This is a genomic window from Pseudoalteromonas sp. S1612, from assembly GCF_005887175.1.
GTDB lineage: Bacteria > Pseudomonadota > Gammaproteobacteria > Enterobacterales > Alteromonadaceae > Pseudoalteromonas > Pseudoalteromonas undina.
The window spans coordinates 35,544-50,796 of the sequence record NZ_PNDH01000025.1; the positions used below are offsets into that span (position 1 = coordinate 35,544).

9 protein-coding genes are annotated in these 15,253 nt (G+C 40.6%); all 9 read left to right on the forward strand.

Features of this window, described 5'->3' with window-relative positions; all coding sequences use genetic code 11:
- The first annotated feature begins 8 nt into the window (after positions 1-8).
- Positions 9-2,003: a 4-alpha-glucanotransferase gene (gene malQ / locus CWB78_RS09925; RefSeq protein WP_054201648.1), complete on the forward strand. Its 1,995-nt coding sequence runs from the start codon at positions 9-11 to the stop codon at positions 2,001-2,003.
- Positions 2,004-4,226, forward strand: a complete 2,223-nt coding sequence (glgB, locus tag CWB78_RS09930) for a 1,4-alpha-glucan branching protein GlgB (RefSeq protein WP_138595322.1) — start codon at positions 2,004-2,006, stop codon at positions 4,224-4,226.
- Positions 4,219-6,282, forward strand: coding sequence for a glycogen debranching protein GlgX (glgX, locus tag CWB78_RS09935; RefSeq protein WP_138595324.1), 2,064 nt, complete (start codon positions 4,219-4,221; stop codon positions 6,280-6,282). The genes glgB and glgX overlap by 8 nt, the downstream gene beginning before the upstream one ends.
- Positions 6,275-8,800 carry a glycogen/starch/alpha-glucan phosphorylase gene (locus tag CWB78_RS09940; protein ID WP_138595326.1) on the forward strand — a complete coding sequence of 842 codons (2,526 nt, stop codon included), beginning with the start codon at positions 6,275-6,277 and terminating at the stop codon, positions 8,798-8,800. Before glgX ends, CWB78_RS09940 begins: the two co-directional genes overlap by 8 nt.
- Positions 8,801-8,820: 20 nt before the next feature.
- Complete coding sequence (gene glgC / locus CWB78_RS09945) at positions 8,821-10,095, forward strand: glucose-1-phosphate adenylyltransferase (RefSeq protein ID WP_138595328.1); 1,275 nt, start codon at positions 8,821-8,823, stop codon at positions 10,093-10,095.
- Between the two features lie 47 nt (positions 10,096-10,142).
- On the forward strand, positions 10,143-11,675 hold the full coding sequence (locus CWB78_RS09950; protein WP_138595329.1) for a glycogen synthase: 1,533 nt from the start codon (positions 10,143-10,145) through the stop codon (positions 11,673-11,675).
- An 83-nt stretch (positions 11,676-11,758) separates the two neighbouring features.
- Positions 11,759-12,973, forward strand: coding sequence for an EAL and HDOD domain-containing protein (locus CWB78_RS09955; RefSeq protein ID WP_010388929.1), 1,215 nt, complete (start codon positions 11,759-11,761; stop codon positions 12,971-12,973).
- Between the two features lie 11 nt (positions 12,974-12,984).
- Complete coding sequence (locus tag CWB78_RS09960) at positions 12,985-14,085, forward strand: DUF418 domain-containing protein (protein ID WP_502705092.1); 1,101 nt, start codon at positions 12,985-12,987, stop codon at positions 14,083-14,085.
- Positions 14,086-14,128: 43 nt separating this feature from the next.
- Positions 14,129-15,118, forward strand: coding sequence for a 23S rRNA pseudouridine(2604) synthase RluF (gene rluF, locus CWB78_RS09965; RefSeq protein WP_109874940.1), 990 nt, complete (start codon positions 14,129-14,131; stop codon positions 15,116-15,118).
- Positions 15,119-15,253 lie beyond the last annotated feature (135 nt).

Below are 15,253 nucleotides of genomic sequence, written 5' to 3' on the forward strand. Positions count from 1 at the left end.
GTTGGTGAATGGACGCACTATCGCAATTATTTTATTTGCATGGAATAGGCTATGAATACACTAAGTACACTGGTGAACACGTTGTTTTTAGCGAACAAACGCGCAAGTTAGCCTTGCAGTGTTGTGGCGTTGACACCAGTGATGCAGCGCAAATAGATAAGTTAAATTACCAATTAGATGCGGCCACTTGGTTAACGCTTGCACCGGCTGTTAGCTTAGTAAAGCAGCCTAGCAATGTGCTTAAAGTACGTATTAAAGAAACCGACGCGCACCATAAAATTACGCTTAACATACCTGCATTAAATATTAAGCTACAATTTGAACAAATTGCTGACTATGCGCCATTAGGCGAGTATTTTTTAAATGACTGCCGTTATATTGAAATAGCGTTGCCACTCACCCATTTACCTACGGGTTATTATGATGCTTTGCTGAGTATGGGAGCGCAATCGGCAACTACACAAATTTGGTCTATCCCTAAACAAGTTTATCAAATTGCCGATAGTAAACGCCTTGGCTTATCAATTCAGTTATATACATTAAAAAACCAAGCCGGAATGGGAATTGGTGATTTTAATGATTTACTTGAATTAACCACGTTATGTGCAAAACAAAAAATGGATTATATTTTACTTAATCCTCTGCACTTATTATTTGCAGATAACCCAGAGTGCGCTAGTCCCTATAACCCCAGTAACCGCGCGTTACTCAATCCATTGTATATAGCAATTAACTTATCGCCCGATAGTATTAACAATCCCGCTTTAGATGATTACTTATCTTCTTGTTATTTAACGTCGCACAGTGAGCAAGATATAACCTTTATCAATTATAAAACGGTTACTGAGCAGAAATATAATGCCTTTAAACTGCTTTTTGTGCATTTTCAACAACAGGGTAGTCAAGCACGGCAAGACGAGTTTACAGCCTTTTGTAAACAGCACCGTGATGTACTTGCTATGCTAGAAACCACAGAACCGACATTCGACTATTACCTGCAATGGCAAGCACATAGCCAACTCATACTGTGCCAACAACATTGTATCGACCAAGGAATGGCGATTGGTTTGATTAACGACTTAGCAGTTGGCTGTGCCAAAGAGGGCAGTGAATATAAACATCAGCAGAAACTGTTTAGCCAAGATGCGACTGTAGGAGCTCCACCGGATCCTTGGGCTGAAAGTGGCCAAAATTGGGGTTTGCCAGCAATAAATCCTCAGCGCCTTGCTGACAATAACTATTATTTTTACCGCTCACTTATACGCGCCAATATGAATGCTGTGGGTGGATTACGCATTGATCATGTTATGGCAATTAGACGTTTATGGTGGTGCTTTAGCAATAATAACAGCCAAGATGGTTGCTATGTTTACTATCCATTCGAGCACTTGTTAGCTATTTTGAAAATAGAATCTCACCTAAATAAGGCTGTCGTGATAGGCGAAGATTTAGGTGTTGTGCCACCTGAAGTAAAAGAAGCGCTGGTGAGCAGTGGAATTTTTTCAAACAGTTTATTTTATTTCGAAAAACAACAAAATGATGAATTTGTTAATCGTGATGATCTTAGCGAACAATGCCTGCTGATGATTGCCAATCATGACGTACCGCCATTTGTTGGCTGGTGGCAGCATAGTGATTTAACCCTCAAACAACAGTATCAGCTGATTGATGCCGCTAAACACCAGCAGCTAGTGCAGCAACGTCAACAAGAGCAACAACGGTTAGTTGATTTTATTAATGCACAAGACACACATTCTGACATGTCATTAAACACCGATGCTTTTGCGATTTATAGCGCGCTGGCTTTGTGTTTAGCAAAGTCGCCATCGCGATTATTTGCCCTACAAATTGATGACTTAGACAAACAATGCTACCCAGTTAACATTCCGGGTACAGATAAAGAATATCCCAATTGGAGACGGGTGTTAACACATACGTGCGAGGATATTTTTACTGATAACGCATCACTTTTGACTGCAATACATTCAATGAGGAATGGGTAAATGGGCAGTATAAAAAATATGAAATCAACGCCAGTGACTGATTATGATTCACAAGTTACTGCGCTCGCAGCAGGACGGTTTAAAGACCCGTTTAGTTTTTTAGGAGCGCACAGTACACAAAGCGGCATAGAAATTCGAGTGTATTTGCCAGCTGCACTGCAGGTTGAATTGTTAATTGGTGATCAAACAATTACTGCATTGCGCTATAAACAAAGTGATTTATTTATAGCTGAGCTATCAAGCATGCCGAGCAGTATGTATCAATGTCATGTTAGCTATAAAAGCAATAATATTACCTTTTACGATGAATACAGTTTTAGTAGTACCCTTGATGAGCAAGCAATGTACTTGTTCAATGAAGGGAGTCTTGAGCATGCTTATGCGCACTTAGGCGCGCAATTTATTACACAACAAGGCGTAGACGGTGTTCGTTTTTGTGTGTGGGCGCCAAATGCTGCCAGCGTTTCAGTGATTGGTGAATTTAACTTTTGGCAGTCCAATCGTCACTTTATGCGATTTCATCCGGCTAGTGGAGTATGGGAGTTATTTATCCCGGGGCTGTGCGCCGATATGTGCTACAAATTTGCTATCACCACACTCAGTGGTGAAGTTTTAGATAAAGCCGATCCCTTTGCTTTTAAAATGCAGCAAGCGCCAGGTACAGCAAGCATTTTACAATACAAACCCACCCCTATCACGCTTAGTGAACAAGCGATCAAAAATAGGCAAAAGCGTAATCATATTGATGCCGCTATTAGTATTTATGAAGTGCACTTAGGTTCTTGGCAACGCGCTGAGCATAATCGTTATTTAAGCTACAGCGAGCTGGCAGATAAGCTTGTAAGTTACGTGGTTAAAATGGGGTTTACGCATTTACAACTTATGCCTATCAGTGAATACCCGTTTGATGGTTCTTGGGGTTATCAGCCGGTAGGCTTGTTTGCGCCTACAAGCCGCTTTGGTGATTACAACAGCTTTAAATACTTAGTTGAGCAATGCCATAAAGCCAATATCGGTATTTTACTCGATTGGGTGCCGGGGCACTTTCCAAGCGACCCTCATGGGTTACATTGTTTTGATGGCACCCATTTATATGAACATGCTGATATGCGTCAAGGGTTTCACCCTGATTGGAATACCTATATTTATAATTACGATCGCCCTGAAGTTAAAAGCTTTTTAATATCAAATGCAATGTATTGGCTCAGTCAATTTGGCATAGATGGACTGCGAGTAGATGCGGTGGCATCTATGTTGTATCTTGATTACAGCCGAAAAGAAGGGCAATGGGTAGCTAATTGCTTCGGTGGCAGAGAAAACTTAGGGGCTATTGAGTGCCTTAAACAAGTAAACATACGCAGTTATAAAAATAACCCCGGTATTATGATGGTGGCTGAGGAGTCAACGGCGTGGCCCGGAGTAACGCAAAGCGTTGAGCATAATGGTTTGGGCTTTGGTTACAAATGGAATATGGGCTGGATGAACGACAGCCTGCATTACATGCAGCAAGACTCACTATTTAGGAAATACCATCATCATAAAATGACATTTTCTATGGTGTATGCTTTTAGTGAAAATTACATTTTACCACTGAGTCATGATGAAGTAGTCCACGGTAAAGGTTCACTTCTAAACAAAATGCCCGGTGACGATTGGCAACAGTTTGCTAATTTACGGGCTTATTATGCGTTCATGTGGGCGCATCCAGGAAAAAAACTTCTGTTTATGGGCGCCGAAATAGCACAGCGAAAAGAGTGGGATCATGACCATTCAATAGACTGGCACTTGCTTGAGCATCAAAGTCATCTAGGTATTCAAGATACGGTAAAACGCCTTAATCATGTGTACCAAGCCCACCCAGCACTTTATGAGCTTGATAGCTGTGCTACAGGCTTTTCATGGATAGATAATAATAACAATCAGCAAAGTATATTTAGCTTTATTCGTTATGCTAAAAGTGCTGACGATTTTATGGTTGTTGTCGCTAATTTTACCCCTACTGCTTATCAACATTTTACCTTAGGCGTGCCTGCTAAAGGCAGTTATAAGGTGATATTAAACACTGATGAGTCATGTTTTTTTGGCTCTGGCATTAATATCACTGATGAGCCAAGCCAACTTATTCATTCAATTAATCAACCAAGCCATGGCTTTGATCACAGTATCACATTACAGATGGGTGGCTTAACCACTGTTTACTTACAAAAGGTGAATGATGAGTAATTGCTTTGAGGTTACCCATGGTGCATCTCTTCCATTGGGATCGACTGTACAAAACAACGGCGTCAACTTTGCCTTATACGCCCCTAATGCAAGCCAAGCTTTTGTTTGTTTATTTGATAAAAGTGGCCATACAGAAATATTAAAAATAGCTATGAATATTAATGAAGGCGGGGTGTGGAGTATTCACGTTGCGCCACTTAGCGCTGGCGCATTATATGGCTTTAGGGTTGATGGTGAGTATAACCATGAAAAGGGCATGTTATTTAATGAACATAAGTTGCTGATTGACCCGTATGCAAAAGACTTGTTTAACGAGTTTACTTGGAGCGAGCGCCATTACGGACAAATGCCGATAGGCACTAAAAGCGAGGTTAATAATGCGATAGATATGCCTAAATCTAAAGTGACTACATCGGTTGCTTATACCAATAAAAAGCCACAGCATAGCTGGGCTAATACGGTAATTTATGAGTGTCATGTAAAAGGTGCTACCTGTCGTCATCCAGGTATTCCAAAAGTACAGCAAGGCACGTTTTTAGGCCTAAGCCACCCGTGCTTTATTGAGCATTTAAAAAGTTTAGGGGTGACCGCTATTGAGCTTTTGCCTGTGCATGCGTTTATAAGTGAACAGTTTTTAATTACTAAAGGCCTGCAAAATTACTGGGGCTACAATAGCATCAATTTTTTTACTCCCCACAAAGACTATTTGGTTAATGACGATATAAACGAATTTAAACAGATGGTCAGCGAACTACATCGCGCCAATATTGAAGTTATTTTAGATGTGGTATACAACCATACTGCTGAGGGCGGCAGTGATGGACCGATATTGTCTTTACGTGGCTTCGATAACCTCACTTATTATCGCACTATTAATGGGCAACCCAATGTATATATAAATGATACTGGCTGTGGTAACACCTTAAATATTGATCATCCAAAAACTTTGCAACTGGTTCTTGATAGCTTGCGTTATTGGGTGGAAGTTATGGGGGTTGATGGCTTTCGATTTGATTTAGCCACCATTTTAGGGCGTTCAAGCACGGGTTTTAGTGCCTCTCATACGTTTTTACAGGCCGTTGCACAAGATCCTATATTAAATAAAGTAAAACTGATTAGTGAGCCGTGGGATATAGGGCCTGGCGGGTATCAGTTAGGTGCTTTTCCTGCTCCTTGGCGTGAGTGGAACGATCAATATCGTGATGTTATTAAACGCTTTTGGCAAAGTGAAAAAGGCATTATTAGTGATGTAGCTAAGCGTTTACATGGCTCCTTTGATATTTTTGAACACAGTAACCGCGGCCCGCTTAATAGTATTAATTTTATTACCAGCCATGATGGTTTTACCCTTGCCGATTTAGTCAGTTATGAGCAAAAGCATAACCAAGCAAATGGTGAAAACAATCAAGATGGCCACAGCGCTAATTATTCGTTTAATTGCGGAGTTGAGGGATTTAGTAGCGATCCTGAAATAATAAACTTACGGCTCCAACAACAAAAAAACTTTTTACTTACCTTGCTACTCTCTAAAGGGGTGCCAATGATAGCCGCTGGCAGTGAAATGGCCCATTCTCAAGGTGGTAATAATAACGCTTATTGCCAGAATAACCGCACAAGCTGGCTGGCATGGAAAGACTCACAACTAAACCATTGCTTAATTCAGTTTATAGATGATGCATTAAAAATTAGGCACGGTCACAGTGCGTTTAAACACAGTGTGTTTTTAGATGATATTGATGAACGTTTCACCGTTAAGTGGTTCACCGAGCAAGGTAAAAAAATGGATGAAACACATTGGCATGAAGATACGCGACAATTTTTAATGTATAGCTTACTTGATAAGCAAAATAAGCACGCCTTATTAATTATTTTAAACGCCAGTAAACAGCCCGTGGTCTGCCAATTACCACAATCGCCCATTACTGCGACATGGGCGTTAGTGTTATCAAGCGTAAATAACGCATCAACTGTTGTTGAAGAAGATGCAACCGTGAATATTTCAGCACAAAGTAGTTGGGTTTTTAGTGCCAATTTAGAAGGCGAAGATTATGACTAAGCAAGACGAGCAAGTGTGTGTGGTAAAAGGCTGGCAAGAAGGCCCGGTTATTGATGAAAGTACCTTAAGTGATGATTTAACTCGCCACTTTTATTACACCTTAGGGCGTGATGTGGTGGGAGAGTCGCAGTTGTATTTATATCATGCATTGGCGCTGACAATAAGAGATAGACTCGTTGCGCGTTGCAGAGAAACTAATCAGCAAATTAAACAACAAAAACGCCGCAAAACAGCGTATTTATCGCTAGAGTTTTTAATGGGTAGAGCACTGGGTAATGCGGTACTCAACCTTGATTTAGAGTCTCAGGTAAGTACTGCACTGCAAGCTTACTGTACTGAGCTGGAAAATGTAGAACAAGCAGAGCATGATGCCGGCTTAGGTAATGGTGGCTTGGGGCGCTTAGCGGCATGCTTTTTAGATAGTTGCGCGAGTTTAGCGCTGCCAGTAGTGGGTTATGGAATTCGCTATGAATACGGCATGTTTAATCAATCAATAAAAGAAGGCAACCAAATTGAGCAGCCAGATAACTGGCTACGCGAAGGTCACCCTTGGGAATTGAGCGCACCAGAGCAAGCTAAACGAGTTAAGTTCTCGGGTTATGTACAAAGTTATACCGATAAATTTGGTCGTGAACATCGCCAGTGGATGAGCTCCCAAGATGTGCTTGCGGTTCCTTATGATGTTCCTATTCCGGGCTATAAAAATAATATTGTTAATACCCTTAGGCTTTGGAAGTCTGAAGCTACAGATGAATTTAATTTAGCCGAATTTAATGCCGGTAGTTATTCAGAAGCGGTGGCACAAAAAAACCTCGCAGAGCAAATAACCATGGTGTTGTACCCTAACGACAGCAGTGAAAATGGTAAAGAACTGCGTTTACGCCAGCAATACTTTTTATCATCGGCAAGCATTCAAGATGTACTGAGCCAGTGGATTGAGCAATACGGAGATAATTTTACTGATTTTGCTCAGCATCATGTTTTTCAGCTTAACGACACTCATCCTAGTATTGCCGTGGCAGAGCTGATGCGAATTTTAGTTGACGACCATGAACTCGACTGGGATCAGGCATGGAACATCACAACCAAAACCATGGCTTATACAAATCACACTTTATTGCCGGAGGCATTAGAGAAGTGGTCAGTGGGGTTATTTGCTAAATTATTACCACGTATTTTAGAAATTATTTATGAAATTAATGCCCGTTTCTTAGCAGAGGTTGCAAGGCATTGGCCGGGTGATGTGCAAAAGCAACGAGACTTATCATTAATTGAAGAGGGCGAAGAGCCGCAAATTCGCATGGCTTTTTTAGCCATTGTTGGTAGTTATTCAGTCAATGGCGTAGCCGCACTGCATACCCAGTTATTAACTGCGGGTTTGTTTAAAGATTTTTACTCATTATGGCCTGAAAAGTTTAATAACAAAACCAATGGGGTGACACCAAGGCGTTGGCTTGCTTATTGTAATCCGGGTCTGAGCCATATTATTAGCGAGAAAATAGGAAAAGACTGGGTAGGCGACTTTGCAAAAATTAGCCAATTACGCCGTTTTTATGATGATCCGCAATTGCACGTAACATGGCAGCAGGCAAAACAGCATAACAAGCAACGCTTAGTCGATTTAGTAAAACAAAAGTGTGGCGTTGAGTTTGACGTAAACATGCTATTTGATGTTCAGGTAAAGCGTATTCATGAATATAAGCGCCAGTTACTCAATGTGTTACATGTTATTCATTTATACGACCGCATTCGTCGTGGCGATACACAAGGCATGATACCTCGTTGTGTATTACTCGGAGGTAAAGCCGCACCTGGTTATATGATGGCGAAGAAAATTATTAAGCTGATTAATAATGTTGCTGAGGTGATCAACAAAGACCCACAGGTATCTGCTTTTCTAAGAGTCGCGTTTTTACCTAATTATAATGTAACCGCCATGGAAACCATTTGCCCTGCAACGGACTTATCGGAGCAAGTATCAACCGCGGGCAAAGAGGCCTCAGGTACCGGCAACATGAAGTTTATGATGAATGGCGCGCTCACAATAGGCACGTTAGATGGCGCGAATATTGAAATCCGCGATGCAGTAGGGGCTGAGAACTTTTTCTTATTTGGCGCACAAGCTGAGCATATTGACGACATAAAAGCGCATTATAACCCCAGTGAAATAATTGCGAATAACCCTGATTTGAATAGTGTGATGCACTTACTCGAAAGTGGCCATTTCAATCTATTTGAACCTGGCTTATTTGACGATGTGATTAGTAGTATTAAGAGCAAAGACGATGCATGGTTAACTGCACATGACTTTACCAGTTACATTGCAGCGCAGCGTGAAGTGGATAAAGCGTACGCTGATCAAACCCACTGGACTCAAATGAGTATTTTAAATACCGCGGCCAGTGGTTTATTTTCTAGTGACAGAACAATAGGCCAATATTGTGATGACATATGGCACTTAACCCCACTAGATACGTCACAGCAAACAGTAAAAACAAACACTGACACTAATAGCTGACACTAAATGGAGAGAGTAATATGCCCAGTTATGCAAATCGCTATATAAGTAATTTAACCAGAGACACCTATGCACTCATTCTAGCCGGCGGACGAGGTTCTCGTCTTCATGAGCTAACAGACTGGCGTGCAAAACCAGCCGTTTATTTTGGCGGCAAGCACCGTATTATTGATTTTCCACTATCAAATTGTATTAACTCTGGTGTAAGGCGAGTAGGGATTGCAACGCAATATAAATCTCATTCGCTAATACGCCATGTAAATCGTGCATGGGGGCACTTTAAAAAGGAATTAGGCGAGTCGGTTGAGATTTTACCAGCATCACAGCGTAATGGTGATGAATGGTATTGCGGTACTGCCGATGCGGTATTTCAAAATATGGATATTATTCGCCATGAATTACCTAAATATGTAATGATTTTGTCAGGCGATCATGTATATCGTATGGATTACGGCGGTTTGTTAGCAAAGCATGTCGAAAATGGTGCCGATATGACCGTATGCTGTTTAGAAGTCGCGGTTGAAGAAGCAGCGAACACCTTTGGGGTAATGACCGTTGATCAAGAAAATCGAGTGCGGCGATTCGACGAAAAACCAGCTGAACCAAGCTCTGTGCCTGGCAAACCTGGTACGTGTTTAGCGTCAATGGGTAATTACGTCTTCAATACTGAGTTTTTATTTGAGCAATTACAAAAAGATTCACAAACCGAAGGCTCAGGACGTGATTTTGGTCATGACATTATTCCCGCCATTATCGAAGAGCATAATGTGTTTGCTTACCCATTTAGAGATCCTGCACAAGTAGGGCAACCTTATTGGCGCGATGTAGGGACCTTAGATTCATTTTGGGAAGCGAACATGGAGTTGGTTATGCCTGAGCCTCAATTGGATTTGTACGACCCTACTTGGCCAATTTGGACATACCAAGAGCAGCTTCCTCCAGCTAAGTTTATTTTTGATGATGACGATCGTCGGGGTATGGCTGTTGATTCAACCGTATCGGGCGGCTGTATTATTTCAGGCTCAATAGTGAGAAAGTCATTACTGTTTTCTAATGTACATATTCGCTCATATTGTACTATTGAAGAGTCGGTTATTTTACCCGGTGTTATAGTTAACCGTGGGTGTAAAATTAAACGTGCCATTATTGATAGAAGCTGTGAGATCCCCCCAGGGTTAGAAATTGGTTATGATCGTAAAACCGACGAAGCCAATGGTTTTAGAGTATCTAAAAAGGGAATTGTTTTGGTAACCCGCGAGATGCTGACAAAGTTAGACACTAAGTTAAATCAATAATTAAATAGCAAGGCGAAAGCCTTGCAGCTAACTATAAGAGTAAATAAATGCATGTATTAATGGTTGCCGCAGAAAATGATGCGTTACCTAATGCCAAAGTCGGTGGTGTTGCCGATGTCATACGTGACGTACCTAAAGCGTTAGCGGCACAGGGACTAACGATTGATGTGGTAATTCCTGATTATGGCTTTGAATTGGGTGAGCGCCGTTTTATTGGTGAAGTCAACGTTGCGTTTAATTCAGCCTCTCACGTTTTATCGCTGTTTGAAATTCCACAAACGCAAAATGCAGTGAGGCAAATAGTAATAAGCCACCCTTTGTTCAGCCAATCACATAGTGTGTATTGCAACGATGATGACAATCGTCCATTTGCTACTGATGCGAGTAAGTTTGCACTGTTTAATGCCGCGATTTGTGAAGCGCTTTTACAAGGGGTTTTAAAACAACCAAACACGTTACATTTACACGACTGGCACAGTGCTTGTGTGGCGGTGTTACTAAAATTTGAGCCTCGCTATCGTAAACTTGCTAAGCTGCGCTTGGTGTACACGGTTCATAACTTAGCTTTACAAGGTATTCGCCCTTTTAAAGACGACGACTCTAGCTTAGAAGCTTGGTTTCCCTCATTAAGTTATGATGGCCAATTGCTTTGTGATCCCCGTTACCCTCATTGCTTTAACCCCATGCGCAGTGCTATTAATTTAGCCGATAAAGTACATGTGGTTTCACCCAGTTATAGTCAAGAAGTGCAGATTGCGAGTAACGATGCAGGCGGTTTTTTTGGTGGTGAAGGACTTGAGCGTGATTTACAACAAGCGGCTGAGCAGGGCAAGCTGATTGGGATACTCAACGGCTGTGATTACACAACTCAACACCCGAAGCAGGCAACGCTTAGCGAGCTTTTAGAGCAGATAGAAGCTACGCTTTTTAGCTGGATGGCAAAAAACGTACACTTAGACAGCAGCCACTATATTGCTCACCAACGTGTTTTACAATTTATGGCATCAGAGCAGCAAGGGCCTTTAATGACCAGTGTAGGGCGGCTCACCGAGCAAAAAGTATTGCTGCTGTGCCAGCCACACAACAATAGTTTAACTATTGATGAGGTATGCAAGGTTATAAACCAATATAATGGTCGCTTGATTGTATTGGGCTCGGGCGATAAAAAACTAGAACAATTATTTACCACTGCAATGGCTCGAAATAGCAATTTATTGTTTTTAAAAGGTTATGGCCAAGGTGTTGGTGATTTAATGTATCAACTAGGGGATTTATTTTTAATGCCTAGTTCTTTTGAGCCGTGTGGCATTAGCCAAATGCTGGCAATGCGAGCAGGTCAGCCCTGTCTTGTGCACAGTGTTGGCGGCTTAAAAGATACAGTTGAGCATAATGTGACTGGTTTTAGTTTTACTGGTGATACCTTATTAGCTCAGGCAGAGGCACTGTTGCATAGTTTATCTGAGGCCTTGAATGTAAATCACGCTAATCCTAAGCAATGGCAAGCGATAAAAAATAGCGCTAAGAACAGCTGCTTTGGTTGGGATGACGTTGTAACTGATTATATTACCTACTTATATTAAAAAATTTATTAAAGTTCAGTGACATCCGTTCCTATTTGCGCTTTAATTACTTAGTCTGGTGGAAATAATAAAAAGTAGGTAATGTGTCGGTATTTGTGGCAAGGCAAGCAATCCTTAATCGTAATCAAAATGTAGTTGCATATGAACTACTGTTTCGCGATAGCCCTGAAAATTGCTTTCCTGGTGTTTCTGATGGTCAAGCAACGGCTCGCCTGATCATGGAAAACCAGCTTAACTTAGGTACTCGCCATATTACTTCGGGTAAAAAAGCGCTGATCAATATTGGTCCTGAATCATTAAAACTCGATTTATGCGAATTTTTACCCTGTAAAGATGTGGTTATTGAATTACTCGAAACCATAGAGCCCACCGACGATACCTACGAGCTATGCCGTAAACTCTTTCACAGTAACTATAAATTAGCCCTTGATGACTTTGTTTACTCACCGCAGTGGGAACGTTTTTTAAAGCTAGTTAATTTAATTAAATTTGATATTCGGCTCACGCCACTGGATGAAATTCCACTGGTGGTAAATAAGCTAAAAAAACACAAAAATATTAAGCTGTTAGCTGAAAAAATAGAAACCGATGAAGAATATAAATTAGCTCGCCAAATGGGGTTTGATTATTTCCAAGGGTATTACTTTGCCCGCCCCGCAATGATAGAGCAAAAAGATATTCATTATAATTATGGTCTTGTCATTGCCATTTATTCAGAAGTAATGAAGCCAGATCCTGATGTGAAAGTAATCACCGGGTTATTTGAGCTTGATGCAGCACTAGCATACAAACTATTGCGTTTATTAAATAGTGGTGTATTTCCCCTGCAAAGCCAAATATCATCATTAAAACAAGCGCTGGTTTACCTAGGGCAAGCACGTTTAAAAAAGTTTGTAAGCCTAATTGTTACAGCACACACCGCGCGCACTAAGCCGATAGAGCTTATGCAAATGTGTGTTATTCGCGCTCGCTTTTGTGAATTAATAGCCAGCAAAGTCGCCAAACAAGTTCAAGGTGAGGCATTTTTAACTGGGCTGTTTTCTTTGCTTGATGCTATTTTAGATAAGCCAATGGACTTGTTGGTTGATAAACTGCCATTCCCAGATGAAATTAAAGTAGCACTAACCGGTGAGAAAAATGACTTATATTATATTCTTGAAACGGTAAAAGCATATGAAACCGGAAGTTGGTGGGCGCTTGAGAAAGCGGTATCACTCATTAATTTAGACAGTGCTTTTTTACCAAAATTATACAAACAAGCTGTAAAATGGGCCGATAGCTACAAAGATAATATTTAAAAGGATAGGGTTTGCGCAATTATAATATGGACTTTATAAGGGGCATAGCAGTACTTGGACTGGTATTTATTAACTGCTATTCCTTTGCAATTTTTGAACTCAATTACACTCCACTTACCACACCTCCAGCTAGCGATAATTTTTTACACACTTTAAGCCTTATATTTGTTGAAGGGCGGTTTCGCACATTATTTACGTTATTATTTGGTGCTGGTCTTTATATTCAGTTTCAGCGTCAGCAATGTATTCAGCCATTAAAAAAACGCCTATATTGGCTTATTGTGTTTGGCTTAATACATGGGTTGTTACTGTGGGCGGGTGACATTTTGTTTTTATATGGGGTGTCAGCATTACTGGTATTACGCTATTTAGATTACACGGACGAAGAGCTTAAAAGCAAAGCGGCCTTTTTTACTTTTATCGCTTTACTTGCCACAGCAATGTTTATGTTAGGGCTTAATGAAGAACCACTCTATAGGGATTCTCCCGAGTTTTACCAGATATATAATAGTTATTACCAAAGTATTGGTGCGCATTTTAGCCAAAATATAACAATGAGCATTTATATGTTGCTAACAGTGCCTATTTTATTACTGTGGGCAAGTGCTGGCTTTATGCTAATTGGTATTGTTGCCTACAAATGTAATGTGTTTAGTGATGGATTTAGCAGGTCGGGGCTAATTAAACTTGCTGTGTTAAGTGTGTTGCTGACTAGCTTACGATTAGTGTTAGAGTCATATGAACAAGGTATTGGTTATGCGTTACAAGAGCCTGTTAATGAACTGGCTGCTTTATGTGTGGCGCTGCTTTATATTCATTTAATCGTTAAACTATGCAATAACAGCTCGCAAATAGGGGGGCTCATTCAACGCGTAGGGCGGTTAGCGTTTACTTTATACATAAGCCAAACCATTATGCAGTTATTATTGTTTAAAGTGCTTTTCCCTCAGTGGGCGCTTAGTTTTAACCGCATTGATTATTGGCTTGTCGCTATTTGCTTAGTAGTTGTACAGCTTATGTTTACTGCACTCTACAGTCGTTATTTTAAGCAAGGACCCCTTGAATACCTATGGCGTAAATTAGCGCAAATTAAGCGCGAAAAAATAGCTTGAGTAGTTTAAACTATGCGCCTTTATATTTAAGAAGATTTGCCATATGACAGACTTAAAGCGTTTAAATAAATTTATTAGTGAAACAGGGTTTTGCTCACGGCGTGAAGCCGATAAATATATTGAGCAAGGTCGTGTTACTGTTAATGGCGAATTACCCGAAATGGGTGTTAAAGTCGCACAAAGCGATGTGGTATTGGTTGATGGTAAGCCATTAAAAGCACCACCAAAACGGGTTTACATTGCTTACAATAAACCAGTCGGTATTACCTGTACCACAGAACGAAAAATTCAAAGTAATATTGTAAAAGCGGTTAATTATCCTGACCGTATCTTTCCGATTGGTCGCTTGGATAGGCCCTCAGAGGGGTTGATTTTTTTAACCAATGAAGGGGATATCGTTAATAAAATCCTTCGTGCTGGCAATAACCATGAAAAAGAATACGTGGTTACCGTAGATAAACCACTAAACCGCCAGTTTGTGAATAAAATGGCAAACGGTATTCCTATTTTAGATACCGTGACCAAAAAATGTAAAGTGACGCAAACGGGTGCCCAGCAATTCACTATTATTTTAACTCAAGGTTTAAATCGTCAAATCCGTCGTATGTGTGAATATTTAGGCTACGAAGTGGTTACATTAAAGCGTGTGCGTATTATGAATGTAACCCTTAAAGGGTTAAAAGTAGGGCAATGGCGTCATTTAAGCGATGCAGAAATGGCGGTTATTAACGACTCGATTGCTGATTCTGGTAAAACACAAGAACACTCATTGTATGACGATAGTACATCGAATAATAACGTTGGGCTAACCACAAGCAACCAAGCAAAATCAGTGCATAAGCGTGAGTATCAAGGTGACAAGCCTCGAGGTACAAAGAACAACGAACAACATAAGCAAGCCAACAAAAGCAGCCGTAATACGCCATATCAGAAACGTTCAACCACCTATGTTGGTAAATCAAATGCCAATAAAGCTAATTCCGCATCAGGAACTAAAGCTAAGAGCAGTGGCACGTTAAGCTTAAAAAAGTAATTAAGTTGGTATAAATCAAGCAAATAAAAAACGCAGCCTAGGCTGCGTTTTTTATTAATGATTAAGACTATTTAGGGTAGTCAATTCTAAACACCACTGTGTATAAAACCGGCACCACAATCAGGGTTAGTAGGG